The organism is Bacillus massiliglaciei (assembly GCF_900098925.1).
Classification (GTDB): Bacteria; Bacillota; Bacilli; order Bacillales; family DSM-1321; genus Peribacillus; species Peribacillus massiliglaciei.
Genome location: NZ_LT622359.1, coordinates 254,218 through 279,421, shown reverse-complemented (window position 1 = coordinate 279,421; position 25,204 = coordinate 254,218). Strand labels below are relative to the sequence as shown.

The following is a 25,204-nucleotide window of genomic DNA, read 5'->3' as shown; positions in this document are numbered from 1 at the left end:
TCTCATCGAGAAATTCGATTTTTTGCTAGGCTGCAGGGATTTCTATTTCAGGGACGCCTTCCAAAACAGCTGGACCTTCCAATCATCTCTCCTGCCGTTCCACGCAAAAGACGGCGATTTTTTTCTTTCTTATACATGTTTAGGTTTATAGTGCCTTAGCCTTGTCCATACCCAGTAAGTCCTTATTCCGGTTAATTAATCATGAAGGTTTTTAACCGCATGTAAAATAATATGAATATTCCGATAAAAATAGAATATTTGCAACCTAACTTCCTTCCTTGCCCTTATAATAGCCCCATAGGATCTGCAGATACCTTAAATAACCTTAGGGAGGCCGACTGAATGAAAGGCTGGAAAAAGAAGACCATAGCAGGACTGATTGTTCTGCTTGGTGTAAATGGAATAACGACATCCTCTGGTGCTGAGGCAAATGCACGCAAGGTGCCTGCGTATCATGCTCATAAGCAGCAGCTGGACGATGATTTTCTTATCGTTGCCCACCGCGGTGTCAGCGGGCTCGCCCCAGAGCATACAATGGCTTCTTATGACTTAGTCAAAAAAAATAAAGGCGACTATCTAGAAATTGATCTGCAGATGACCAAGGACGGAAAATTAATTGCCATGCATGATACCACACTTGACCGTACAACAAACGGAACCGGTAAAGTAAGCGATCATACCCTGGCCCAAATTAAACAGCTGGACGCAGGAAGCTGGTTTAATGAAAAATATCCGGAGAAAGCCCAAAAAGCTTACGCCGGTCAAAAGGTACCGACTCTGGAAGAAATTTTTACCCGATATGGGAGAAGTGCCAACTATTATATCGAAACCAAATCTCCCGATGTCTATCCTGGAATGGAACAGGAACTTGTAAGATTGCTAAAAAAATATAAGATATCCAGAAATACACCTGGCTCTCATAAAGTTCTTATTCAGTCATTCAGTAAGGAAAGCCTTTTAATCGTCAAAAACTTAAACCCTTCCCTGCCGCTCGTTCAGCTCCTTTCTTATGGGCAGGACGCTAACGGGAAGATTTACGAAAAAAGCGGATTGACCTCTGCTCCTGATAAAGTAACAGCCAAGGAATGGGAAGCTATCCGTTCTTATGCTGTCGGCGTTGGGCCCGGCTATAAGGTTGGCGGAAAGATTGTCTTAGATAAAAGCTTCGTGTCAGGTGCCCACAGCCACCATTTAGCTGTCCACCCTTACACAGTTGACCTTCCAGAAGATATGAAGACACTGATGGATATGGGAGTAACCGGGATGTTCACGGATTACCCTTATTCCCTTTACGAACTTCTTCATAAGAAAAAGTAAAAACTGCCTCCCCTTTCAGAACAAAGAAAGGGTTTTTTTTCGTGATTGATGACAACAATGATAGGCAGAGAATGGGGCCTCAGCCTCAAACCATGGAAAAAAGGCTGTATTTATGGTATATATACAGGTAAAATTAAAAGAAGGATCTTTAAACGAAAGAGGTTGAAAACTGTTGGAACATAACTCCTCGAATAACTTTATCAAGAATATAATTAAAGAAGATTTAGAGGCTGGAAAACACGATAAGATTGTTACCCGCTTCCCCCCTGAGCCGAACGGTTATTTACATATAGGCCACGCAAAATCAATCGTTCTGAACTTTGGAGTGGCGGATGACTTCAACGGACAGACAAATTTGCGATTCGACGATACAAATCCTCTAAAAGAAGATGTCGAATATGTAAATTCCATCAAGGAAGACGTAAAATGGCTTGGCTATGAATGGGACAACCTGTTCTTTGCTTCAGATTACTTTGACACGATGTACAATAAAGCGGTTCTGCTTATCAAGAAAGGCTTGGCATATGTAGACGATCTTAACGCCGATGAAATACGTGAATACCGCGGAACACTGACTGAACCCGGCAAAAACAGCCCATACCGGGACCGAACTTCAGAAGAAAACCTTGAGTTATTCGAAAAAATGCGGAACGGCGAGTTCGCTAATGGAGAAAAGGTTCTCCGCGCAAAAATTGATATGTCTTCCCCGAATATCAATCTTCGTGACCCGGTTATTTACCGTATAAGCCATACCGAGCACCATAACACAGGTGATAAATGGTGTATTTACCCAATGTATGCTTTTGCCCATCCATTGGAAGATGCCATTGAAGGCGTTACACACTCCCTGTGCACGCTGGAATTTGAAGATCAGCGTCCTCTTTATGACTGGGTCATTGAAAAGTGCGAGATGGAAAGCACGCCCCGCCAATATGAATTTGGCCGCTTAAACCTCACCAATACCGTTATGAGCAAACGGAAATTGAAACAATTGGTTGACGAAAAATTCGTAGATGGCTGGGACGACCCGCGCATGCCTACTATTTCCGGCTTAAAGCGCCGCGGCTACACACCGGAAGCAATCCGTGCTTTCTGCCATGAAATCGGGGTATCTAAGGCTTACGGAACCGTCGACAGCCAAATGCTTGAACATTTTGTCCGCGAAGATCTTAAATTAAAAGCACCGCGTACAATGGGAATCATCAAGCCTCTGAAAGTCGTAATCACCAATTATCCAGAAGGTGAAACCGAATGGCTCGACGCTGAAATTAATCCGGAAGTGCCAGAAATGGGGACAAGACAGATTCCCTTCTCAAGAGAAATCTATATCGAACAAGAGGACTTCATGGAGAATCCTCCGAAGAAATATTTCCGGCTCTTCCCCGGAAATGAAGTTCGCTTAAAACATGCCTACTTCATCAAATGTGAAGAAGTCATCAAGGATGACGAAGGAAATGTCATTGAGCTCCGCTGCACGTACGATCCAGAAACGAAAAGCGGAACAGGATTTACAGGACGAAAAGTAAAAGGAACACTTCACTGGGTAGATGCAACACATGCAGTACCTGCTGAATTCCGCAATTACCAGCCGCTGATCTTGGACGAAGAAGCTGAGGAAGAAGAGGATAAAACGTTCTTGGAACGAGTAAATCCAAACTCCCTTGAAATCTTCAATGGTTTTGTAGAGCCAAACATGAAAGAAGTAAAGGCACACGATAAATTCCAATTCTTCCGCCATGGCTACTACAACGTCGATCCAAAACTGACAACAAACGAGCACCTTGTATTCAACCAAATTGTCAGCCTAAAAAGCTCCTTTAAGATTTAAAGAAAAGCGAAAGGGTCCTGTTCATCGCCGTATGACCTGGACTGATGCCGAGCGAGATATAGGAGAACCGAAAGGGCTCTCCTTTCGTTTTCGACTTATCGACCCGAGGTAAGGGAAGGACACTAGGCGATAGGGCCCTGCTGCTGGACAAAAACGAAAAGCGAAAGGGTCCTGTTCATCGCCGTATGACCTGGACTGATGCCGAGCGAGATATAGGAGAACCGAAAGGGCTCTCCTTTCGTTTTCGACTTATCGACCCGAGGTAAGGGAAGGACACTAGGCGATAGGGCCCTGCTGCTGGACAAAAACGAAAAGCGAAAGGGTCCTGTTCATCGCCGTATGACCTGGACTGATGCCGAGTGAGATATAGGAGAACCGAAAGGGCTCTCCTTTCGTTTTCGACTTATCGATCCGAGGTAAGGGAAGGACACTAGGCGATAGGGCCCTGCTGCTGGACAAAAACGAAAAGCGAAAGGGTCCTGTTCATCGCCGTATGGCCTGGACTGATGCCGAGCGAGATATAGGAGAACCGAAAGGGGTCTCCTTTCGTTTTCGACTTATCGATCCGAGGTAAGGGAAGGACACTAGGCGATAGGGCCCTGCTGCTGGACAAAAACGAAAAGCGAAAGGGTCCTGTTCATCGCAGTATGACCTGGACTGATGCCGAGTGAGATATAGGAGAACCGAAAGGGCTCTCCTTTCGTTTTCGACTTATCGACCCGAGGTAAGGGAAGGACACTAGGCGATAGGGCCCTGCTGCTGGACAAAAACGAAAAGCGAAAGGGTCCTGTTCATCGCCGTATGGCCTGGACTGATGCCGAGCGAGATATAGGAGAACCAAATTGATTAAAGTGGAAGGACGACTCTGTGGGAACGAGCACGCGGGAGAGACTTTAGGCTCGAGACGTGCCACCGGAAAGCGTCCCTAAACGGAAATCTATACGCCTAAGCAAAAAAAGAGGCTGAGAACCAAAGAAAAATCCGAACTGAGTTTCATCATTCGATAATAAGAATGTTGAATAGTTCGGATTTTTTTAAAAGGAATTTTTTCCCTTCATATTCGTATTGAGTGATGAACATTTTAGTTATGCCCCAGCCTCTTTTTGTCCCCGCTTCTTTTCATTATTTTTGCTCTAAGTGAATACCGAGCCGTGAAAAGGCCTGTTTTAAGGTACTGTGTGTCGAAATTTGACTGAAGTCCAGCCCCAGCTGTACAGAAGTTTGGGCTACTTCGGGCCGTATTCCTGAGATGGTTGTTTTCACACCCAACAGACGAAGCGCACTGGTAAGATGGAAAATTTGATGGGCCACCATAGTATCCAAAAAAGAGACACCGGAAAGATCAATAAATAAATGAGTGATTTTTAATGAAACACATTTAGCCGGTGTATTTTCCAAAATATGATTTGCCCGATGTGTATCTATTTCCCCGATAATCGGTAAAACACCAATCCCCTCAATGATGGGAATGACAGGTATGCTCAGTTCGCTGATCAGCTCCTGCTGTGACATCAAGCATTGATTCGTCAAGACATAATACTGCTGAGCAAATTCACGGTTCAATTCGTCAAAGGCCTCATGAATCAGTCCGCTCCAGACAACCACGTCTTCCTTTCTGACTTTCTCTGTTTCTGCAAACTCAGCAACAAAAGCCCAGTACGCCTTCCGTGCTTTACTTAAGGCGTCCAGCACTTCATAAACCGGTGTATTCGATTCTACCCGGCTTTTAGCGACAATCTGGACCCATTCCTCTTTGTTCTTCCTAAAAGTCTCCCTATCTTCCAGTAATGCGCTGGAAACGGTCTTGTTGGTTAAAGTATTTTGTTCCTTCAAGAGTGCCTCCAGTTCTTTATCCGCATTTTTAGCATATAGGGTCCCATCTTTCTTCTCCCGGAACTCCAGCCATTTTTCCGTTACGTCTCCAGAATGGTCTAACATATACTGATTTAGCCGTTCATTCATATTAGTCATAGAAGCCTCACCTTTTTATTCAAAGAATTGTTAAAAGGAGAAAAGGAGCAGCAAATCTCCATATCCTTCCTTCTCCATCTCTTCCTTCGGGATAAATCTCAGAGCAGCTGAATTTATGCAATATCTGTTTCCGGAAGGGCCCGGTCCGTCAGGGAAGATATGTCCTAAATGCGAATCCGCATTCTTGCTGCGCACTTCGGTACGGGTCATACGGTGGCTTAGGTCGATTTTCTCCTTCACGTAAGCGGATAATATCGGCTTACTGAAGCTCGGCCATCCGCATCCGCTGCCATATTTATCTTTGGAACTGAACAAAGGCTCTCCTGATACAATATCCACATAAATCCCTTCACCATAGAAGTCCCAGTATTCATTGTCAAAAGGAGGTTCCGTCCCATTTTCCTGGGTAACACGAAACTGCAGATCAGAAAGACTGTCCCTCAAATGGCTGTTATCCGGAGGCCAATGTTCCTTTAAAAAGGCCGCTCTGCCCGACCCCTGATGATATAAAGCGTAGCGAAACGGATTCTTTTTGTAAAAATCCTGATGGTATTCTTCTGCCGGGTAAAAATTTTCCAGAGGACGGATCGGCGTCACTACAGGCTTACAGAAACGGCCGCTACTGTCCAGCTGATCTCTGGATTCCTCTGCCTCTCTCTTTTGCCGCTCATTCCCGTAAAAAACAGCTGAAGCATATTGCCCGCCCCGATCTGAAAACTGGCCATCCGGATCTGTCGGATCAATCAGCATCCAAAAAATGTCCAAGAGCTCCTTATAAGAAATGAAACTTAAGTCATAGACAATCTTTACAGCCTCCATATGACCCGTCAGCCCGGATTGAACCTCTTTATACCATGGATATTGACCTGAACCCCCTGTATAGCCTGAAATTACTTCTATGATGCCTTTCTTTTTATCAAAAGGTTCCACCAAACACCAAAAACATCCGCCTGCAAACACAGCTGATTCAACACTTGGCTCTTTCATCATTCATTCCCTTCTGTTATCTAAAAATCTTATTTTTATTATATCTCTAACTAAACAGAACTGGAAAGTCTCAGCCATCCGCCCGCAATCTTATGCATCAGATATTTCACAAAAAAAGGCTGCTGACAAAGTCAGCAGCCTTAGTGGATAGATGAAAGAAAAATCAATCGCTGATTCAAGCTTTCTGACCAGATGATCCCGTGATACAAGTTGCTCTATTGTAACCATTTCCATTTGATCACGTTCACTTATTTGTTTTTTCGACATCCTATCCATTCACCTCAGACATTTATTTAGAAAAGAGTTGATTGTAGTGCAGGCGGCGACTCCTGCGGGAAAAGCGTGAAGGCCGATACCCCGCAGGAGCAAGCGACGAGGAGGATTGGGCCACGGCCGCTGAAACGAAAATCAACTAACACTATTTTAAAAACTATTACTATTATTTAAATGAAAAAAGACTGTAGGCAACTCGAAATTTCGAGTTTGTCTACAGTCTGAAGCTTAAAGAATGACACTTACAATAATTGCTGACAGCACAGAGACTAAAGTTGCCCCATACAGCAGCTTCAAGCCGAAACGCGCTACCGTATTTCCCTGCTTTTCATTCAGGCCTTTTACCGCCCCGGCAATGATCCCGATAGAAGAGAAGTTAGCAAAAGATACAAGGAAGACGGAAACGATTCCTACAGTACGGTCACTGAGGGTTGATTTCATATCAACCAGACTGAGCATGGCAACGAACTCATTCGTCACCATTTTAACGGCCATGATGCCTCCTGCTGCCACTGTTTCTGAAAGCGGCACACCCATTAGGAAAGCAAATGGGGCAAACACATACCCCAGGATATCCTGGAAGCTGATTCCGAAAATCATATCAAACAAGCTGTTAATCATCGCCATTAAAGCTACAAAACCAAGGAGCATTGCAGCCACCGTAATGGCCACTTTAAACCCATCCATGATGTACTCGCCAAGCATTTCAAAGAAAGATTGTTTCTCTTCCTGCAATTCTGGCTCGATGAAATCTTCTCCTTCTTTGAGTTCATATGGATTGATGATGGAAGCAATGATAAATCCGCCAAAAAGGTTAATGACAATTGCCGTTACAACATATCTTGGTTCTATCATCGTCATATACGCGCCTACAATGGACATCGAAACCGTCGACATAGCAGAAGCGCATAATGTATACATTCTTTGAGACGAAATATTGCTAAGCTGCTTCTTAAGCGTGATAAATACTTCTGATTGACCGACAATCAGGGAAGCAACCGCATTATAGGATTCCAGTTTCCCCATCCCGTTAATTTTACTGATCGCATAGCCAATCCATTTCATGATGAACGGAAGAACACCAATGTACTGAAGAATACCAATTAATGCGGAAATAAAAACGATTGGAAGCAAAACGCCTAAGAAGAACGGCGATTCACCCTCATTTGCAATTCCTGCAAAGACAAACGAGATTCCCTCTCCTGACCACTCCAGAAGCTTGCCAAATCCATCCGCAATTGCATTGATAATGGTGAGTCCAAATTTAGTATTCAATAAGATATAAGCTAGAATAAGCTGAACAATCACCATGACAGCAATCGGTCTGTACTTAATATTTTTTTTGTTATTACTGAACAGGAATGCTAAGCCAAAAACGACCAAAAGTCCTAATATGGCGATTAGATATTTCATTTTAGTAAGCCTCCGAAGGGATGAATTGATAAAAACACAAGGCAGCTGACATTGAAAAGAACATTTGTGCAAACGTTTTCTTTGGGCTGCAAAAAAATTCGTTTACTGTTCGTACCTCTTTTTTTCTAAAATAGATATTATACTATTCTACTAATAATCGCAACAACTCATTTAATATTCTTCATTACAAAGCCTCATTCAATATAGAAACCCCTTGGGAATAAGGGTATTCCCAAAATGTCTCACACAATTTTCTTCTTTTCTAAATTATCAGAGAATAACTTTAAAAAAGCTGTGAGTTTGAAATAGCTGTTTTGTAAAAAAAAATCCTAAAAAAGGTTGTTACTACCTCTTTTAGGATTTTTCCCTTTTTCCCATCAGTTATTCTTGTATCAAGCTGGAATTTTCTTTTCTTTTCCAAATAAAGATTCCTCCGGCGATAGCCAGGATTGCCGATACGAGATGAACGATAAGCCCTGGAACAGTATGACTGAATTGAGAGAGTTTCATTCCGAAATTCCCTTTCTCATTATCTGCAAAATCCGCCTGAACTCCCTGAGGCCCTCTCGCAAAACCGGTTTGCCCCTGTTCATTCCCGCTGCCGTCATCTTGTCCTTCAGCGGCAGAAGAATCCATCGGGTTCTCATTCATTTGCGGTATTTCCCCCCTGTTCATTCTGCCCTGCCCCTGATTGCCGCCATCTGCGTATGCAGCAATCCCTGCAGCTGAATATACGAGCAGAAACAGCATGGCAAGTATTCCTGCCCACCTCAAGATTTTGTCTCCTTTTTTCACTTTGTCTCTCTCCTTTTTCTTAACATACCGTCATTATCACAAGTCAGCCTTAACTTTTCCTTAAGGGAATAAAAAACCAGCTGTACATGCAGCTGGTCTCTGGCTGTATACCACAGGATCTTTTATTTATTTTTCTGGTTTTTAGGAAAAAGGAGTTCAAAACGTGTGCGCTCATATGGGTTGCTTGTGACTTTAATCGTTCCTTGATGCTGTTCACAGATCCATTTGGCAATGGAAAGGCCCAGGCCGGTGCCTTCATGAGTTTCTCTTGACTTCTCTACTTGATAGAAACGATCAAAAATTTTCGGTATTTCTTCCTGGGGGATGCCGATTCCCGTATCTTCTACCGCCAAAAGAATGTTTGACGCACTTTTTGTACATTCAATGGCAATGGCTCCTCCTGGTTCTGTAAATTTAAGGGCATTATCAATGAGTATGACAAGCAGCTGATGAATCCTTTCTTTGTCACCTAAAAATACAACTTTCTGTTCAGAACGATTGATGATGTCTTTTTCCTGAAATGAAGCGATATCCTCGTATTGCTCAACGATATCCGCGACCAGCTCATCGAGAAAAAACGTTGATTTTTCTACCTCAATCTGATTGGAGTCCGAACGAGATAAGGTAAGCAAACTTCCGACAAGCCTATTCAGCCTCCGAACTTCCTTTGATATCACAGAAATATCGACTGCCTTTTCTTCAATCGTGGCATTTGGCGACTGAAAAAGAAGATCTGCTCTTGATTGGATGACCGCGAGCGGTGTCCGGATTTCATGAGAAGCATCTGAGACAAACTGCTGCTGCTGATCCCAAGACTTTTGAATCGGAACCAGGGCCCTTCCTGCCAGAAAGTATCCTGCCCAAATGGCCAGCAGGCTTCCGATGCCTCCTCCTATCAGCAGGATAAGAAGCAAGGTGTCAAGAATCGAAGCCTCTGCATCTACATTCCGAATGAACTGCACGGTAAACTGTCCATAGTCCGTAGCCACTTTCCTCGATAAGGTACGGTAGGAAGCCCCGTCCACCTTAATTTCTTCAATCTCTCCAAATACTTTTGGATAAAACTTTGCTTCGTTCTTTTTAAAGGTGCTTCCCTCAATTTCCCTTGGTTCTACAATAGTTTGATCCGGTCCCCATACCAGCACGCTCGGCCCGGGTCCCAGTCTGAATTCCCCCTGAGGGCGGATTGCCGGCTGGATGCGGTTTCCCTGTGTTAAAGATTCATTGACATCCTTATATATCTGAGTTTCAGTATACAAATAGATCGTCCTGCTCAAAGCGACAATGATGATAATAAATACAATCGAATTGAGTAAAGTAAGCCGAAGCCTTGTCTTTTGAAACATAGTAATCCCCTTATGGTTGTTTTAACATATAGCCGATTCCGCGGACCGTCTGAATATCCTTTTGATAATGAAAAGGCTCCAGCTTTTTCCTCAGATGATGAATGAATACTTCTACAATCGCAATGGTTGTATCAGAATCGAATCCCCAAATCCGGTCAAAGATCTGCTCACGGGTCAGGATTTTCCCTTTATTCTGGATTAAGTATTCCAAAAGCTCATATTGCTTAATCGTCATCTTAACAGGAGTGCCGTCAACCAGGATATCTTGTTCCTTGCCAAGAAGCTCAATGCCCCGATACTGAATTTTTTGTTCCATGGATAGGATCCCGCTTCTTCTAAGCAGGGCACGAATCCTCGCCTTTAATTCCGGAGCTTGAAACGGTTTAATGAGATAATCGTCACCGCCCATCTCAAGACCCTTCACACGATCTTCGAGGGCATCCTTTGCCGTCAGGAATAAAACGCCCGTCTCAATTTTTTCCTTCCTGAGATGCTTTACAATTTCAAAGCCATTCATGCCGGGCAGCATAACATCCAGTATAATGGCATCATGAATATGCTGAAGAGCCAAGAAGAGCCCATCATCACCATTATCCGCTGTGTCTACCTCATATTCATCAGATAAGATCTCCTCAATGGACTGGAGAAGAGAAACATTATCTTCTACTACTAAAATCCTCATAACCCCATCGCCTCCCGAACATGTTCACATACACGTAATCTACTTTATCTTTATCTTAAAACTTTTATATAGTAAAAGAAAGCAGGGCATATGCCTGCTTCCCGCTTATCTTCAGTTCCTGATTTTCATTCATAGCGCAAAGCCTGGATAGGATTCAGCTTGGACGCCTTGTTTGCCGGAAAGACACCGAAAATCACTCCAATGCACAATGAAAATGCAAAGGATAGAATGATGACCGCCCACGAAAAACTGACAGTCAGGTCTGAAACCATCGCGATAAACTCCGCCAAGCCAAGTCCGAGGCCTGCTCCAATAATGCCGCCTAAAGCACTTAAGATGACTGCTTCAATGAGAAATTGAAGCAGAATCGATTTCCGTTTGGCTCCGATTGCCTTTCTGATCCCTATTTCCTTCGTGCGTTCTGAAACAGAAACAAGCATGATATTCATGATTCCTATGCCCCCAACCAACAGAGAAATACTCGCTATTCCGCCAAGCAAGAGAGTCATCGTATCTGACACGGATCCCATCGTTTCCATCAAATCTTCTTGATTGGATACCGAATAATTATCACTCTGTCCAGGAAATAGAGTTGTCATGTATCCCTGAACCTGAAATTGAGCCCTGTCTACCATATCTTCGTTATCTGCTTTTATATAGACCGAGCTGATTGCTGTTGTGCCGGTCGCTCTCATAACCGTACTGATTGGGGCAATGATCACATCATCTCCACTTGTTCCCATGGACGTGCCGGCCGATTTAAGAACACCTACTACCCGATAAGAAATCCCATCGATGAACAGATTTTGGCCTATCGCATTTTGAGAACCAAACAGCGTTTCTGCTGTATCTGATCCGAGGACAGCCACTTTTGACCCCAGCTCAACTTCCATATCAGCTAAAAAGCGGCCCTGGCCCAGTTCCAAATCCCTTACATCCATATATGAAGAATTCGTTCCTATGATCGAAACCTGTGAGGAGTTTTCTCCATTTTTCGCAAATATTCTCCCTGATACCGCCGGCGATACAAGAGAAACACCATTTAGCTCCTTAATACCATCAGCATCTTCTTCCGATAAAGAAACCGTATCGGTATCCGATACATTGACAGTCAAAAGATTTGTACCCAGGCTGTTGATTTGTTCTTTGACAGAATTCGATGATCCCTGGCCGATTGAAACGAGGACAATCACACTTGCTACACCGATGATGATGCCAAGCATCGTTAAAAACGCCCGTACTTTATTTGTTTTGATACTGCGAAACGCCATTTTCACCGATTCAGCTATGTTCAATCTGCTCCCTCCCTTTTTCAAACAGCCGGCCGTCCTGAATTTGAACTACGCGTGCAGCCTCATTCGCCACTTCCAGATCATGAGTAATCAAAATAATCGTTTGCCCCTTTTGATTCAATTCCTTCAGCATGGAAAGAACATCCCGGCTGGTCTTGCTGTCAAGTGCTCCTGTTGGTTCATCTGCCAGTAAAACTTGCGGATTGCCTGTCAGCGCCCTGGCAATGGCGACCCTTTGCTGCTGCCCTCCGGAAAGCTGAGTCGGCAGATGGTCCATTCGTTCGCCAAGTCCTACCTGTTTCAAGCTTTGCTCTGCGGCTTCCCGTCTGTCTTTTGTACTCATTCCGCGATAAACAAGCGGCAATTCTGTATTTTCCCGAGCCGTAAGCTTGGATAACAGATTGAAATGCTGAAAGATGAAACCAATTTTTATATTCCGAATCTCAGCCAGTTCATGATCCTTCATCTCGCTGATTTCCCGTCCATCCAGTAAATACTCCCCGCTGTCCGGCTGATCAAGACATCCAATCATGTTCATAAATGTCGATTTTCCTGAACCAGACGGGCCTATAATAGAAATGAAGTCCCCTTTATAGATTTCCAGGGAAATATTCTGCAAAGCTTTGACAATTTCCCCGCCCATTTCATAGGATTTCGACATGTTTCGAATTGTAATAATTGGTTCAGCCATCTTAGTTGCCGCTCCTTCCAGCACCGTTCCCTGGCATTTGACCGCCTCCAGGCATTTCGCCTCTCTGCATCATTCCTCCTGGGAATCCTTCGCCATTTCCGCCCCGCATCTGTCCGCTCTCCCCATTTCCTGAGCTGTCTCCAGATACAGAAACTGGAAGTGATACAAGTTGGCCTTCTTCCAGCCCTGTCTTAATTTCAATGAATTGGTCATTATTCATGCCCACTTCTACCGTTTGTTTCGTTGTAGTACCTTCTTCGGAATTTGAAGCGGAATTCTGTATGTTTACATATTTTTCATCCCCATTGGTCTGCACGGCTTCAATCGGTACATACAGGACATCCTCTGCACTGGCTGTCAAAATGCTCGCTTCCGCAGACATTCCTATTTTCAAATCGCCCGGCTTATCAAGGTGAATCGTCACATCAAAAGAAGAAACTCCATTTTCATATGTCCCTTCCTTTGCTACACTGGTCACTTTCCCGGTAAAAGTCTTATCTTCAAAAGCACTGGCTGTCAATTCAACTGCCTGTCCCTTTTTAATACTGTTCACATCCAGTTCATCTACACTGATTGTTGTTTTTAAATTTTTATAATCTGTGATATGCGAAACTGCATCTCCCATTGCTACCCGGTCACCCGCTTCTGCCTCCAAAGTGGTTACCGTTCCATCAAAGGGAGCCGTAATCGGATCACTTCCATCAGTAAAAGTGATCAAGTCATCTCCTTTTTCTACCAATTCATTTTTATCGACAAGCACTTCATCTACTTCAGCATTAGAGGATGCCGTCTGATCTTCACTATGGACTGCTTCCACGGCTCCCGACCCAGTGACCTTCACCTCCAGGTCCCCTTTTTGAACAGCCGTAGACATCGCCTTTGCTACTGTCGGTGTATCTTTATCCTTTGAATACCAAAGAGCCCCTCCCCCTACAAGCACTGCTAAAATTCCTATTGCTATCCATTTTTTCATTGCCTTTCTCCTTTCAGGTTGCCTTCAATGTACCCAGTATCGCCCGGCAACCTTAACTTTTCCTTAAGCGTTTAAAAAGGAGAAAAAGACAGGTCAAATAAAAACCATCCAATTCTCAACAGAGAACTAGACTAACCTAAATTAATGAGACACTATAAAACACCTTCGAAATGGTACACTTAAACAAAGTACTAATTCGGAGGTGTTTTTGCATGGGCAAAAATGTATATTCAAATGAAGTTAAGTGGGCAGTTGTGAAAGATAAAATGAGTGGTCAGTTTTCGAACCGTGAAATCATGGAGAAGTATGAGATTAAAAATGTATCTCAAATCAAAACGTGGATGAAATGGTATCGAGATAATCAGGTTCATCGATTTAATCAACCAATAGGAAAACAATATTCCTATGGTCATGGACCAGACAGTTCGAGTCCTGAAGAGAAAAAAGAACGTCAATTGAATCATTTAAAACAGGAAAATGAAATCTTAAAAAAGTATTTGGAGATCGAAAAGGAGTTGAAAAAGAAATCGTTCTCCAATTAGTTCAGAATTTACGAAAGAAATATACAGTATCAGCTATTTTATCAGCTTTAAATGTTCCTAGATCCACCTATTATCGCTGGGCAAATGCGCAACCAGTTGAGTTGTCTAAGGAAGAAGAAGCGATTATTTACCTTTGCGAAAAAACTAAATACCGATATGGTCATCGAAAAATCAAGGAGCTTTTAAAACGTGACTATCATATCAAATTGAACCGTAATACTGTTCAACGAATCATGCAGAAATATCACCTTCAATGTAAAGTAAAACAAAAGAGAAGGTGGAAATCTCAAGGAGAATCTGTCGTTGTCGCGCCAAACTTATTACAGCGAGAGTTTCACGCAAGCAAACCTAACCATAAGTGGGTAACAGATATTACCTACATTCAATATGGGCCAGACACTTTATATTTATCAACGATCATGGACTTGTTTAATAATCAAATTGTTGCCTATAAACTTTATACTCATCAACAAATTCCTTTGGTGATTGATACCTTGAATGAAGCACTAGAAAAGCGAGGAAACCCTAAAGGAGTCATCATCCATTCAGATCAAGGAAGTGTCTATTCTTCTTATGCTTATCAGAATCGGATTAAAGAAAAGAATTTAGTTGGTAGTATGTCACGCAGGGGAAACTGTTGGGACAACGCAGTGATTGAGTCTTTCCACTCCAACCTTAAATCAGAAGAATTTCAGTTTGTTAAATTCCATTCTTTGTCGCTAGAAGAAGTAAAGGAACGTGTGGATCAATTTATGAGTTATTATAACGAAGAGCGTATCCAAGAAAAATTAGGCTACCACACACCAATAGAGTTTGGTGATATGGCAGCCTAAGAAGGTGTTTTATTACTGTCTCAAATGAATAGGTCAGTCTAAACTGGATGGTTTTTATGTAGCATGACTTTTCATTTCATGAGGTTTTCCGGAGGACCACCAGTCCTCCAGCAAGCAAATAAACGGTCTAAATAAATCCTCCATTAACTCTCAGTGTTTGTCCTGTTACCCACTGAGCCTCATCACTGACCAGGAAGGCAACTACCTTACTAATATCTTCGGGTTCTCCCAAACGGCCAAATGCATTCATCTTTTTCAGCGTTTCCATTTGCTGCTCTGTTTTTCCTACTGTAAATAATTCTGTATTCACCGGCCCCGGCGCAACGGTATTAATAGTAATCTGTTTAGGGCCAAATTCCTTTGCCAGCTGCCTGGTAAATTGCTCTACAGCTCCCTTTGTCCCCGCGTACATGCTGTAGGCAGGAAACATCTGCCCAAGAACAGAGGTCGAAATATTAATAATGCGGCCTTTACTCTCCATATGCTCCATGGCCTGCTGACAGGCAAAAAAGGTTCCTTTAACATTAATGGAAAAAATCTGGTCAAAATCTTCTTCAGTAGCCTGGGAAATCGGCTTATTGATCATGACACCGGCATTATTGACTAAAATATCGATTTTCCCAAATAACCGAATGGTTTCTTTAAATAAGATATAGATTTCGTGTACTTTGCTGATATCTGCCTGAATCGCAGCAGCCTCGCCGCCGGCTTTTTTTATTCTCTTTACTGTTTCATTTGCCTTTTCCGAACTGCTAGTATAGTTGATAACTACTTTTGCACCCAAATCTGAAAGCTGTTCTGCAATCTCTCGTCCTATTCCTCTCGACGATCCTGTTACCAAAGCTACTTTTCCATCCAAACGATTGGTCATTTTCATCCTTCTTTCCAACGAATTTTTCCAGTCACTTCTACCCACTATGCCCACACATACCATGCACCTAAACACCGTATTTTCCCTTGCCCTTTTCCCCTGAACCATTACATTTCACTTTCAACAAAGCTCTTTCTTTTCATTTACCGAAAAATCTGTACTATAATGATAAAAAATACTCATGTTAGGAAGATGTTTATGTTCAAAATATCTGATGAGGCCAAACAAGAAATCCTTACAATGCAGCAAGAGATGGGAAGTGAAACCTATTTGAAATATAAGCTTTCTAGTGAATGCTGTAATGAATTACGCTATGATCTGAAATTAGTTTCTGTCAAAGGAGATCAGGAAGAAGTGGCTGATTTTGATGGAGTCAAAATCATTTACCACCCTGCCGATCTCCGATATTTAAATGAAACAGAAATACATTTCCGGGACGGCGGTTTTACGATTAACAATCCAAATCCGTTAGTAAGCCCATTTTAAACAGAAAGTGGGACACTCATACACTATCAAATTTCTCACAGAGAAATTTGATAGTTTTTTGTTTATGCTGCATAGCGTTCAATTTTGAGGATGCTTTCCGGAGCACAATCTTTCCCCAGTGCTGTTCCATCGGAGTCCCCTCTCCCATTTTTTTCTGTCCCATCCTATTTTAACCGCCGGATTCGACTTTTACATGTCGAAAGAAATTTGCCCATTTATTATTTTTTTAATTTACTTTATTTTCTGATAAATATAAGATGAGGATGAAACTGTAAAATGAAATAAAGGGGGAACCATATTGGCTAATTCTGATTCACTTGCAAAGACAAACCATGCTGCCTCTTCCACGGACTATTCTCGAATTGTTCAGTCCCGTTCATTTCAAGAACTTCTTCGCCAAAAACGTGCATTCATCCTGCCTATGACGATTTTCTTCCTGGTATTTTATTTTGCCCTGCCTGTGATCACTGCGTATTCAGATGTTCTTAATAAAGAAGCGATCGGTTCCATATCCTGGGCCTGGGTTTTCGCCTTCGCTCAGTTCATTATGACTTGGACTCTGTGTATTTTATACACTAAAAAAGCATCGAAATTCGATAAGACAGTCGAATCCATTGTGCAAGAATTGAAGGAGTAGGGGGGATTTTATGAATACGCTTGCATTTATTCTATTTTTAGTCATTGTCGGATTAACCTTAATCATTACGTACTTTGCCTCTCGAAGGACAAAAACTACAGCAGATTTTTATACAGCGGACAGCAGTCTCACCGGTGCTCAAAATGGATGGGCGATAGCAGGAGACTATATGTCAGCTGCGTCTTTTTTAGGAATCGCCGGCATGGTTGCGCTTTCAGGATTTGATGGATTCTTTTATAGTATCGGTTTTCTCGTTGCTTATCTCGTCGTTCTGTATATTGTTGCGGAACCGCTCCGAAACTTGGGCAAATTCACACTGGCAGACATGATCGCAGCCCGTTTTAACGAAAAAAAGATTCGCGGTGTCGCTGCTTTGAATACCATTTCCATCTCAACCTTCTATATGATTGCCCAGCTTGTTGGAGCGGGAGCGCTTATTAAATTACTGCTGGGTATTGATTATATTTGGTCAGTTACCATTGTCGGAATTTTAATGACTGTCTATGTAGTATTTGGCGGGATGACCGCTACAAGCTGGGTTCAGATTATAAAGGCTGGACTCTTGATGGCCGGAACCTTTATCATTTCCCTGATCGTGCTGGCTAAATTCGATTGGAGCCTGCTGGAAATGTTCAGGCAGATGAAAACAGCGACTCCGCTCGGAGCAGAATTCTTGAATCCAGGCAATAAATTCAAAGATCCATTGGATAATTTATCCTTAAATCTTGCACTTGTACTCGGAACAGCCGGCCTGCCGCATATTCTGATCCGTTTCTTTACGGTTAAGGATGCGATAACAGCAAGAAAGTCCGTCATCCATGCCACCTGGATTATCGGAATCTTTTATATTATGACGATCTTTCTGGGATTTGGTGCCGCTGCTTTTGTGGGATATGACGAAATTGTCGCAGCAAACGCGGCTGGAAACATGGCTGCACCGCTGCTTGCCAAGGCACTCGGGGGAGACATCCTCTTTGCCTTCGTTTCAGCAGTAGCTTTTGCCACGATTTTGGCTGTAGTGGCCGGACTTGTGCTCTCTGCCGCCTCAGCGTTTGCCCATGATTTCTACGGCCATATCATTCGAAAAGGGAAGGCAACCGACAAAGAACAAATGAAAGCAGCTCGCTGGGCATCTATCGGTGTCTCGGTTCTGTCTATCCTGCTTGCTCTTTTCGCCCAAAACATGAATGTTGCTTTCCTCGTTTCCCTTGCTTTTGCAGTGGCAGCCAGCGCTAACCTTCCAATCATTGTCTTCACTGTATTTTGGAAGCGCTTTAATACAACTGGAGCAATCACCGGTATGCTTGTGGGACTATTTAGCTCGCTTATTCTGGTCGCGATTAGTCCAAACGTGTGGGCAACAGACGGTTCTGCTATTTTTAACGGCGAGGCGCTCTTTCCATTGACCAATCCAGGAATCATCTCCATTCCGTTAGGCTTCCTGGCATCTATTGTCGGAACACTTGTCTCCTCCAGAAAAGCCGATGCAAAAAAATATGATGAAATTGTTGTTAAAGCCCATACTGGATTGAAAGATCCTGTTTAAACAGAAGGCCTCTGATCCTTTTTCGGTCAGAGGCCTTTTCATTTACTCAGGGCTGTTTGCCCCCTGCTCTTTCGTTTCTCTTATGAACCTTCGCAATTACCTGCCGAAGGACCTCTGCCAGCATAAGTCCAAGAGCAATGGATCCCGCCAGCATGAATACTTTCGCTGCAAGCTCCACGGCTTTATAATAGTCGTTTTCCACGAAATGTTTCATTGCATCATAAGACAGCCCGCCTGGAACAAGAGGGATGATTCCGGCTACATTGAAAATAATGACAGGTGTTTTATACCTTTTCGCAAAAGATTGACTGATCACAGATACAACGAAAGCAGCTGCCAGCGTTGCCACAATGCTGTTCATACCCTGCTCAGCAATCCAAAAATAAAGCCCCCATCCAGCCATTCCTACCAATCCGCACTGAACAAGGGAGTTTTTAGGAGCATTAAAAATAACCCCAAAAGCGGCTGATGCAATAAAACTGGTAATCAATTGTTCAGCCAGTTCCATCCCTTTTCCTCCTTTTATACAACGATGAAGGCTACGGCAATTCCTGCCCCGATGGCAAGAGCGGTCAAGCCGGCATCCGCTCCTTTTGACAGCCCGGATACCAGATGCCCGTCAATTAAGTCACGTGCTGCATTTGTAATTAACAGGCCTGGAACAAGCGGCATCACAGCCCCAATAATAATCTTATCCACTTCGGTTCCTAATCCCGCGTGAACAAACCAAAAAGCGGACATCCCGATTACCACCGAGGCAATAAACTCAGCGAAAAATCTAGCCTCTAATAGCCTGTGAAGATACAATAAACAAGAGAAACCCAGTCCTCCGGCAATGCAGGACCAGATAAAATCGATCCATTGCCCGTCAAACATGATTAAGAAACAGCCGCTCGAGATAAAAGCGGCGAAAAGCTGAACCCATAATGGAAAGGAGACATTTGCTTTTTCCAGCTCTTTCAGCTTTGCGTAAGCTTCTTTCAAACTTATTTCCCGATTCGAAATGCTCCGTGAGACACTGTTCACAAGCGTTACCTTTGTTAAATCAGTCGAACGATGAGAAATTCTGATCAGCCTTGAAGCGGCATGCATTCCATCCAATGAGAAAATAATGCCGGTCGGAGTCGAAAAGCTGTGAGAGTCCTCACAGCCAAATGCAGCTGCAATACGCATCATCGTATCCTCGACCCGGTGTGTCTCCGCTCCATTTTCAAGCATGATTTTCCCCGCCAACAGGCAAACATCTATTACTTCATGCGCCTTAATCTGTTCTTCCAAAAAAGACACCTGCCATTCTGATCCGGTTATCAATCTCGTAAATCCATTTCATAATAGCTTATAATTCCCAAAAAGGATATAACAAAACGCACGCAAACAAACAAAAGGCCCGGTTGCCAACCGCGCCCGGGCCTTTCATGACTATCTCATTTTTTTAATAAAAAGGACTTTTAAATAATTTCCTTCACGGAATTCCTTTATGGTTTTAAAGTCCTCCGGCAGTGAAAACTGTTCAAGAACCTGGTAAGAACTGCCCTTTTCTTTAAAGGCTGTATCAATAAATGTCCTGAATTTTTTCATATCAAAAGAACTGGCATTCGTAGAGGCAACGATAATCCCATCATCTTCTGTAATATCAATAGCCTGCTTCAAGAGATCCGTATAGTCTTTTTCCGCACTGAATATAACCTTTTTTGATTTTGCAAAGCTTGGAGGATCCATGATTACCAAATCAAATGCTAAATTTTTGCGTTTTGCATATTTAAAATATTGGAAGACATCCATGACGACAATATTCTGTTCTTCCGGTTCTATTCCGTTGATTTCAAACTGTTCCCGGGTTTTCGGCATGCTTCGATTGGCCAGGTCCACACTTGTCGTTTTTAAAGCGCCGCCTTTCGCAGCAAATACCGAGAAAGCTCCCGTATAAGAAAACAGATTCAAAACCGTTTTCCTCTTAGCATATTTATCCCGAATGGTTCTGCGGACATCTCGCTGGTCAAGGAATACGCCGACCATGGCTCCGTCATTCAGATAGATGGCAAACTGCTCACCATTTTCCTTTACGATTAGAGGAAACTCAGGCTCCTGTCCCCAAACAAAATCATTATCTTCAACATATTGTCCTTTGGAATCAAATCTTCTTTTTTGATAAATGGACTTCACATCTGCCGCCTGTTTCAGGGCATTTAAAACGAGTTCTCGAAAGGCGTAAATCCCCTGGCTGTACCAATGAATGACATAATGTCCGTCAAAGCACTCGATTATTAGGCCGCCAATTCCGTCTCCTTCCCCATTGAAAATCCGAAAAGCAGTCGTATCCTCACTCTTATAAAAGGAAGCTCTGCGGCCCACTGCATGCTGAAGCTTTTTATTAAAAAAGTCTTGATCGATTTCTTCATGCTCCTCGTGAGTGAGAATCCATCCTAATCCTTTATTCTGCCTCCCATAATATCCCTTGGCAATGAATCTGCCATTTCCGTCCGTTAATCGGATTATTGTGCCTTCTTCCTTTAAGACAGCTGGGTTCTGAAGGACATGTTTGCTTATAAGGGGATATCCCTTAGCAATTTTCTTAATTGCACTTTCTTTCAGCTTTACATTGACCGCCTTTTCCATTTTCAAACACCTTTTTCTGTGATTTCTTAACCATCTTTCATTTTACCCTATTTTCGCTGTGCCACAAACAGCCCAGCTGAAAATGCGAAAAGCCCGGGAAGCATTTCCCAGGCTGACGTGAAAATCTGAAAGATTGTGTTATTGAACTTCCAAATGCAGTTCCCCTGCTTTTACTTTTCCCATTGCCTTTAATACCTTATGGAAGGCTAATGTAATAATAGTCGGCAAGACCATTCCAACGATTACATAAACTAAGAATGCATGCAGGCCTTGTCCAGTTGCAATAGTGATCGGTGCAATCATAGAAGATAAACCCATGCCTCCAAGTTCATAAGGAGCCTGGAAATCGAAGATGATCGTTGCAATCGGTGCACAGATGATCGCCGCCACAAAAGTTGGAATCAAATATAATGGATTCTTAATTAAGTTAGGAAACTGTACTTTTGGTGTTACGACAATTTGAGCCAGAATGCCGCCCAGGTCATTGTCTTTTCTTGACATAGCCGTAAATCCTACAAACTGTACCGTACATCCAATCAATGCTGCTGCACTGGAAACCGGGTCAAGCTGGAGTGCGATGGCAAGAGCCGCTGATGAGGCTGGTGTCATCAATAGGATGCTCCATACTAAAGCAATGACGATAGAGCCGATTAGCGGAGAGCCGGTAACAGCTTCTGTAATCTGAGCACTCACTTTAGTCAGCAGCGGTGTTGTGACAGCAGCAAGTCCCACGCCTGCAACCCCTCCGACCAGAATAGCTGAAATTGGAATAGCCATCATATCAAGCTTGGTTTTGCCTGTCAGTCGTTTTCCAATATATGTGGCAATAACAGCTGCCAAAACAGCGCTCAGCGGCTGCCCTGTCACTAAAGTAAAGGTTCCTTCTGCCGTTCGTTGAATGGCTGCCCCTCCGATGGAGCTGCAGACCATGGCACTGAAAAGCACCAATGAGTTTCCGCCCAGCTGATAGGCGACACCCGCCCCAAGTGCAGGTGCCAGCAGTACCTTTGCAGCTCCCCCTATCGCTAGCAGAATGGCGGAGTCCAAGTACCCGCCTATCGATTCGAGAAGCAGTCCCACACCAAGGGTAACCAATACAGCATTGGCGATTCCCGCAGACGCTTTATACATACGATCCATGATATATTTTTTTCTGTTCATCCTGTTCCCACCCTCTGATGTTTGAATATTTAGAATTTTTTGTTCGGTCTATTATTTCTAATACAATCGTCCTAAAAACTAGGTTCTTTCATTAATCTTTATACATAATAACAAAAATATTCTGAAAATGTAAATAAGATTTTTTCATTTAACATAGGTTAAGCGTTTCCAATTTTAAATTTCCTATTTAGGCATAAAAAGACACCCTAAAGCGGGTGTTTAAGACGTTACTATTCAATAATTGCCTCTACAGAAGAGACATGAACCGGATTGATGAAGACTTCTTTTTCCTGATCAATTTTTAGGAAGGTATTTTTCAAAATCTTAACCGAACTCATCGATAATTTATTTTCCCCAAATAGTGCTTCGAGTACATGATCTATACTTTCCTTGATAATATATTCTTTACCGCTATCCATAATGATTTTAGTAGACATATTGTTCTACCTCCTAGTGATGTATGAATAAAAGCTGCTCTTTAAAAGTGAACAGCGTGCTGTGTATACCTTTAAAGCGTACTGGACCCTTCCCTCTTGAAATTTCTAAACAAAGTTCTAATACGCCAAGCGTGTCTCTTTCTCTCTCCCTTGCTCCTTTCAACATGTATCCAATGATTAGTTAATAGCCGGATTTTCGAATAATATGCATATAGTTTTTGAATATTCTGTGACAAATGGAGGCAATGCTGCCCACTGTCTCTGAATGAACTGGCTGCATGTATCTGCTGCAAGGTTATCAGATAAAGAAAGAGACACAAAAAAGACTTCCGCTTTTTCTGGATAATATACGAGTATTCCCCTGCCTAAGCAGGGGAATTTCGTTGAAGCCTTTAAGCTACGTATGTGAGTAATATTATTTTAGGCTATATTTTTTTCAGTTTCAAGATAGTCAGACAAAGGTTCATGTAATAGCCACATTTAGACAGTTTTAAAAAAAAACATTACCCATCATTCTCTTTTTACTGTTTGATTTCACGTCAGGAATCCTAATCTTTCCGAAATATACCGTTCATTATCAACTAACCTATCCTTCCTGTTTTTTCAGCATGACAGCCGCACCTTTACATATAAATCTAACGTTTCATCGCTTTTGAATAGATACCTATTATACATGAGCGCTGAATCCGCTTGGCTTGTCCGCCATTTTTATAAACAGCCTTATCAAAAAAACAAAATGTTAAATGGCTGCTTACCATCTGTATATAAAGGGCAAACTAAGTCTTAGCAGGGACGATCCTTCTATCTAATCATTCGATCCTGTTGTAAAATAAAGGCAGGAAGTACGTATTCTATCTGCCTTCCTTCTAATTAGTCCTCTCTGTTTACTTCTTATTAAAAAAGGGTAAAGAATTTAACCAATTATTTTGTCTGAACGTTTCGATTGTTGTCAAACGTGTCGGTGACTAGGGGGGAAAGAGATGAAAAGAAACCATACCATGATGCAATTTTTTGAGTGGCACCTAGAGGCGGATGGATCACACTGGAAAAGATTAAAAAAATCCGCACCCCTTTTAAAGGAGGCAGGCATCGACTGCGTCTGGATTCCTCCTGTTACAAAGGGAATAACAGCCAACGATGTGGGTTATGGAATATATGACTTATATGACCTTGGGGAATTCGACCAAAAAGGTACGGTGCGTACCAAGTACGGTACGAAGCATGAATTGTTGGAGGCTATTGAGGCTTGCCATAATTACGGAATCGCCGTCTATGTAGACTTGGTCATGAATCATAAGGCCGGGGCAGATGAGACTGAAAGGTTTGAAGTAGTCGAAGTAAATCCCGATAACCGAAATGAAGAGATTTCCGAGTCCTTTGAGATTAATGGCTGGACGAAATTTAATTTTGAGGGCAGGAGCGATCAATACTCTGACTTTAAATGGAACCACCATCACTTCAATGGGACGGATTACGATGAAGAACATGAAAAAATGGGCATCTACCGCATTCTTGGAGAACATAAAGGATGGAGCCAAAAGGTTTCACAGGAATTCGGAAACTATGATTACTTAATGTTTGCCAATATTGATTACAGCAACCCTGATGTTCGGAAGGAAATGATTTCATGGGCGAAATGGCTGGTCGACGCTCTGCACTGCGAGGGGTTCCGTCTGGACGCCGTTAAACATATTGACTATGATTTCATGAATGAGTTTCTAACAGAAATAAATGCCCATACAGATGACAACTTCTTTATGGTGGGGGAATACTGGAAACCGGATGTAGCTTCCCTTGAGACGTACCTCAAAAACATAAATTACGGCATGGATTTATTCGATGTCGCCCTTCATTATAAATTTTACGAGGCTTCCAACTCAGGAGCTGCCTTTGATCTATCTAGTATATTCCAAGATACCCTCGTCCAATCAAATCCTACACAAGCAGTCACATTCGTTGATAATCATGATTCCCAGCCCCATGAGGCTTTGGAATCATGGGTCAAAGACTGGTTTAAACCGCATGCCTATTCACTCATTTTACTTAGACTAGAGGGTTATCCCTGCGTTTTCTACGGAGATTATTATGGAATTGGCGGCCCTGTTCCTATCGAATCCAAAAAGGAAATGCTGGATCATCTTCTATGTGCCCGTCATGAAAAATCCTACGGAGAACAAATAGACTATTTTGATGATCCTAACGTAATCGGCTGGGTGCGTCTCGGGACAGAGGAAATGGAGAATTCAGGCTGTGCGGTGGTCATGACCAATGCCGATGAAGGGGAGAAAAGAATGTTTGTCGGAGAGCATCGCGCCGGGGAAATCTGGACAGATATGACTCGCTCAAGGGACGACCAAATTCAAATTGAAGAGGACGGCTGGGCCACCTTCCCTGTCAATCCCGGCAGTGTAGCTGTCTGGGCTCTCGATACCCGTGAATTTTAAGTCCTTTGAGATTAGCGATCGAGTAGGAGGGGGTGATTAACCCCCGACCTCTCACACCACCGT

At 42.8% G+C, this 25,204-nt stretch carries 23 protein-coding genes; 7 read left to right on the top strand and 16 right to left on the bottom strand.

Annotated elements, in window-relative coordinates; all coding sequences use genetic code 11:
* Positions 1-342: 342 nt before the first annotated feature.
* The gene (locus BQ4305_RS13295) at positions 343-1,317 is read left to right on the top strand and encodes a glycerophosphodiester phosphodiesterase (RefSeq protein ID WP_110928234.1); all 975 of its coding nucleotides are present in this window, start codon (positions 343-345) and stop codon (positions 1,315-1,317) included.
* Between the two features lie 172 nt (positions 1,318-1,489).
* Positions 1,490-3,145 carry a glutamine--tRNA ligase/YqeY domain fusion protein gene (locus tag BQ4305_RS13290; RefSeq protein WP_110928233.1) on the top strand — a complete coding sequence of 552 codons (1,656 nt, stop codon included), beginning with the start codon at positions 1,490-1,492 and terminating at the stop codon, positions 3,143-3,145.
* A 1,122-nt stretch (positions 3,146-4,267) separates the two neighbouring features.
* On the opposite strand, the gene BQ4305_RS13285 is transcribed toward BQ4305_RS13290, so the two are convergent.
* The 10 genes from BQ4305_RS13285 to BQ4305_RS13245 all read right to left on the bottom strand — a co-directional run bounded on the left by BQ4305_RS13285 (position 4,268) and on the right by BQ4305_RS13245 (position 13,568).
* Positions 4,268-5,116, bottom strand: coding sequence for an STAS domain-containing protein (locus BQ4305_RS13285; RefSeq protein WP_110928232.1), 849 nt, complete (start codon positions 5,114-5,116; stop codon positions 4,268-4,270).
* A 30-nt stretch (positions 5,117-5,146) separates the two neighbouring features.
* Positions 5,147-6,106, bottom strand: coding sequence for a peptide-methionine (R)-S-oxide reductase MsrB (msrB, locus tag BQ4305_RS13280; protein WP_110928231.1), 960 nt, complete (start codon positions 6,104-6,106; stop codon positions 5,147-5,149).
* An 87-nt stretch (positions 6,107-6,193) separates the two neighbouring features.
* Positions 6,194-6,370 (bottom strand): hypothetical protein, encoded by a 177-nt coding sequence (locus BQ4305_RS21530; RefSeq protein ID WP_199880685.1) that lies wholly within the window; start codon positions 6,368-6,370, stop codon positions 6,194-6,196.
* A 234-nt stretch (positions 6,371-6,604) separates the two neighbouring features.
* Positions 6,605-7,789, bottom strand: coding sequence for a NupC/NupG family nucleoside CNT transporter (locus tag BQ4305_RS13275; protein WP_110928230.1), 1,185 nt, complete (start codon positions 7,787-7,789; stop codon positions 6,605-6,607).
* 381 nt (positions 7,790-8,170) lie between these two features.
* Positions 8,171-8,584: a hypothetical protein gene (locus tag BQ4305_RS13270; protein WP_110928229.1), complete on the bottom strand. Its 414-nt coding sequence runs from the start codon at positions 8,582-8,584 to the stop codon at positions 8,171-8,173.
* A gap of 122 nt (positions 8,585-8,706) precedes the next feature.
* Entirely contained in the window at positions 8,707-9,930 is a 1,224-nt protein-coding gene (locus tag BQ4305_RS13265; protein ID WP_110928228.1) for a sensor histidine kinase, read from the bottom strand.
* A gap of 10 nt (positions 9,931-9,940) precedes the next feature.
* Complete coding sequence (locus tag BQ4305_RS13260; protein WP_110928227.1) at positions 9,941-10,612, bottom strand: response regulator transcription factor; 672 nt, start codon at positions 10,610-10,612, stop codon at positions 9,941-9,943.
* Between the two features lie 125 nt (positions 10,613-10,737).
* The gene (locus BQ4305_RS13255; RefSeq protein ID WP_234396959.1) at positions 10,738-11,907 is read right to left on the bottom strand and encodes an ABC transporter permease; all 1,170 of its coding nucleotides are present in this window, start codon (positions 11,905-11,907) and stop codon (positions 10,738-10,740) included.
* Positions 11,894-12,595: an ABC transporter ATP-binding protein gene (locus BQ4305_RS13250; RefSeq protein WP_110928226.1), complete on the bottom strand. Its 702-nt coding sequence runs from the start codon at positions 12,593-12,595 to the stop codon at positions 11,894-11,896. The genes BQ4305_RS13255 and BQ4305_RS13250 overlap by 14 nt, the downstream gene beginning before the upstream one ends.
* Before the next feature lies 1 nt (position 12,596).
* Positions 12,597-13,568: an efflux RND transporter periplasmic adaptor subunit gene (locus BQ4305_RS13245; RefSeq protein WP_110928225.1), complete on the bottom strand. Its 972-nt coding sequence runs from the start codon at positions 13,566-13,568 to the stop codon at positions 12,597-12,599.
* A gap of 212 nt (positions 13,569-13,780) precedes the next feature.
* Between BQ4305_RS13245 and BQ4305_RS13240 the strand changes: the two genes are divergently transcribed.
* Positions 13,781-14,943, top strand: a protein-coding gene (locus tag BQ4305_RS13240) for an IS3 family transposase (RefSeq protein ID WP_110926156.1) whose coding sequence is annotated in 2 segments (ribosomal slippage) — positions 13,781-14,057 and positions 14,057-14,943 — 1,164 coding nt in all. Because the reading frame shifts where the segments join, the coding sequence is not laid out codon by codon here.
* 127 nt (positions 14,944-15,070) lie between these two features.
* On the opposite strand, the gene BQ4305_RS13235 is transcribed toward BQ4305_RS13240, so the two are convergent.
* Positions 15,071-15,814, bottom strand: a complete 744-nt coding sequence (locus tag BQ4305_RS13235; RefSeq protein ID WP_110928224.1) for an SDR family oxidoreductase — start codon at positions 15,812-15,814, stop codon at positions 15,071-15,073.
* Positions 15,815-16,012: 198 nt separating this feature from the next.
* Here BQ4305_RS13235 and BQ4305_RS13230 point away from each other — a divergent pair, with 198 nt between their 5' ends.
* The 3 genes from BQ4305_RS13230 to BQ4305_RS13220 all read left to right on the top strand — a co-directional run bounded on the left by BQ4305_RS13230 (position 16,013) and on the right by BQ4305_RS13220 (position 18,483).
* Positions 16,013-16,300 (top strand): HesB/IscA family protein, encoded by a 288-nt coding sequence (locus BQ4305_RS13230; RefSeq protein ID WP_199880684.1) that lies wholly within the window; start codon positions 16,013-16,015, stop codon positions 16,298-16,300.
* Positions 16,301-16,595: 295 nt separating this feature from the next.
* On the top strand, positions 16,596-16,937 hold the full coding sequence (locus BQ4305_RS13225) for a DUF485 domain-containing protein (protein WP_110928222.1): 342 nt from the start codon (positions 16,596-16,598) through the stop codon (positions 16,935-16,937).
* A gap of 10 nt (positions 16,938-16,947) precedes the next feature.
* Positions 16,948-18,483 (top strand): solute symporter family protein, encoded by a 1,536-nt coding sequence (locus BQ4305_RS13220; protein WP_110928221.1) that lies wholly within the window; start codon positions 16,948-16,950, stop codon positions 18,481-18,483.
* 46 nt (positions 18,484-18,529) lie between these two features.
* On the opposite strand, the gene BQ4305_RS13215 is transcribed toward BQ4305_RS13220, so the two are convergent.
* The 5 genes from BQ4305_RS13215 to BQ4305_RS13195 all read right to left on the bottom strand — a co-directional run bounded on the left by BQ4305_RS13215 (position 18,530) and on the right by BQ4305_RS13195 (position 22,697).
* Entirely contained in the window at positions 18,530-18,991 is a 462-nt protein-coding gene (locus tag BQ4305_RS13215; protein ID WP_199880683.1) for a threonine/serine exporter family protein, read from the bottom strand.
* Between the two features lie 14 nt (positions 18,992-19,005).
* Positions 19,006-19,761 carry a threonine/serine exporter family protein gene (locus BQ4305_RS13210; protein WP_110928220.1) on the bottom strand — a complete coding sequence of 252 codons (756 nt, stop codon included), beginning with the start codon at positions 19,759-19,761 and terminating at the stop codon, positions 19,006-19,008.
* 141 nt (positions 19,762-19,902) lie between these two features.
* On the bottom strand, positions 19,903-21,099 hold the full coding sequence (locus tag BQ4305_RS13205; RefSeq protein ID WP_110928219.1) for a class I SAM-dependent rRNA methyltransferase: 1,197 nt from the start codon (positions 21,097-21,099) through the stop codon (positions 19,903-19,905).
* Positions 21,100-21,237: 138 nt separating this feature from the next.
* The gene (locus BQ4305_RS13200) at positions 21,238-22,260 is read right to left on the bottom strand and encodes a PTS sugar transporter subunit IIC (RefSeq protein ID WP_110928218.1); all 1,023 of its coding nucleotides are present in this window, start codon (positions 22,258-22,260) and stop codon (positions 21,238-21,240) included.
* Between the two features lie 230 nt (positions 22,261-22,490).
* Entirely contained in the window at positions 22,491-22,697 is a 207-nt protein-coding gene (locus tag BQ4305_RS13195) for a hypothetical protein (RefSeq protein WP_110928217.1), read from the bottom strand.
* 980 nt (positions 22,698-23,677) lie between these two features.
* On the opposite strand from BQ4305_RS13195, the gene BQ4305_RS13190 reads away from it, so the two are divergent.
* The gene (locus BQ4305_RS13190; protein WP_110928216.1) at positions 23,678-25,141 is read left to right on the top strand and encodes an alpha-amylase; all 1,464 of its coding nucleotides are present in this window, start codon (positions 23,678-23,680) and stop codon (positions 25,139-25,141) included.
* Positions 25,142-25,204 lie beyond the last annotated feature (63 nt).

Excerpts from the sequence above, each read along its gene's own strand:
- BQ4305_RS13295 (WP_110928234.1), top strand. The coding sequence starts at position 343 with ATGAAAGGCTGGAAAAAGAAGACCATAGCAGGACTGATTGTTCTGCTT.
- BQ4305_RS13285 (WP_110928232.1), bottom strand. The coding sequence starts at position 5,116 with ATGACTAATATGAATGAACGGCTAAATCAGTATATGTTAGACCATTCT.
- msrB (WP_110928231.1), bottom strand. The coding sequence starts at position 6,106 with ATGATGAAAGAGCCAAGTGTTGAATCAGCTGTGTTTGCAGGCGGATGT.
- BQ4305_RS21530 (WP_199880685.1), bottom strand. The coding sequence starts at position 6,370 with ATGTCGAAAAAACAAATAAGTGAACGTGATCAAATGGAAATGGTTACA.
- BQ4305_RS13275 (WP_110928230.1), bottom strand. The coding sequence starts at position 7,789 with ATGAAATATCTAATCGCCATATTAGGACTTTTGGTCGTTTTTGGCTTA.
- BQ4305_RS13265 (WP_110928228.1), bottom strand. The coding sequence starts at position 9,930 with ATGTTTCAAAAGACAAGGCTTCGGCTTACTTTACTCAATTCGATTGTA.
- BQ4305_RS13260 (WP_110928227.1), bottom strand. The coding sequence starts at position 10,612 with ATGAGGATTTTAGTAGTAGAAGATAATGTTTCTCTTCTCCAGTCCATT.
- BQ4305_RS13250 (WP_110928226.1), bottom strand. The coding sequence starts at position 12,595 with ATGGCTGAACCAATTATTACAATTCGAAACATGTCGAAATCCTATGAA.
- BQ4305_RS13245 (WP_110928225.1), bottom strand. The coding sequence starts at position 13,568 with ATGAAAAAATGGATAGCAATAGGAATTTTAGCAGTGCTTGTAGGGGGA.
- BQ4305_RS13235 (WP_110928224.1), bottom strand. The coding sequence starts at position 15,814 with ATGACCAATCGTTTGGATGGAAAAGTAGCTTTGGTAACAGGATCGTCG.
- BQ4305_RS13230 (WP_199880684.1), top strand. The coding sequence starts at position 16,013 with ATGTTCAAAATATCTGATGAGGCCAAACAAGAAATCCTTACAATGCAG.
- BQ4305_RS13220 (WP_110928221.1), top strand. The coding sequence starts at position 16,948 with ATGAATACGCTTGCATTTATTCTATTTTTAGTCATTGTCGGATTAACC.
- BQ4305_RS13215 (WP_199880683.1), bottom strand. The coding sequence starts at position 18,991 with ATGGAACTGGCTGAACAATTGATTACCAGTTTTATTGCATCAGCCGCT.
- BQ4305_RS13205 (WP_110928219.1), bottom strand. The coding sequence starts at position 21,099 with ATGGAAAAGGCGGTCAATGTAAAGCTGAAAGAAAGTGCAATTAAGAAA.
- BQ4305_RS13200 (WP_110928218.1), bottom strand. The coding sequence starts at position 22,260 with ATGAACAGAAAAAAATATATCATGGATCGTATGTATAAAGCGTCTGCG.
- BQ4305_RS13195 (WP_110928217.1), bottom strand. The coding sequence starts at position 22,697 with ATGTCTACTAAAATCATTATGGATAGCGGTAAAGAATATATTATCAAG.
- BQ4305_RS13190 (WP_110928216.1), top strand. The coding sequence starts at position 23,678 with ATGAAAAGAAACCATACCATGATGCAATTTTTTGAGTGGCACCTAGAG.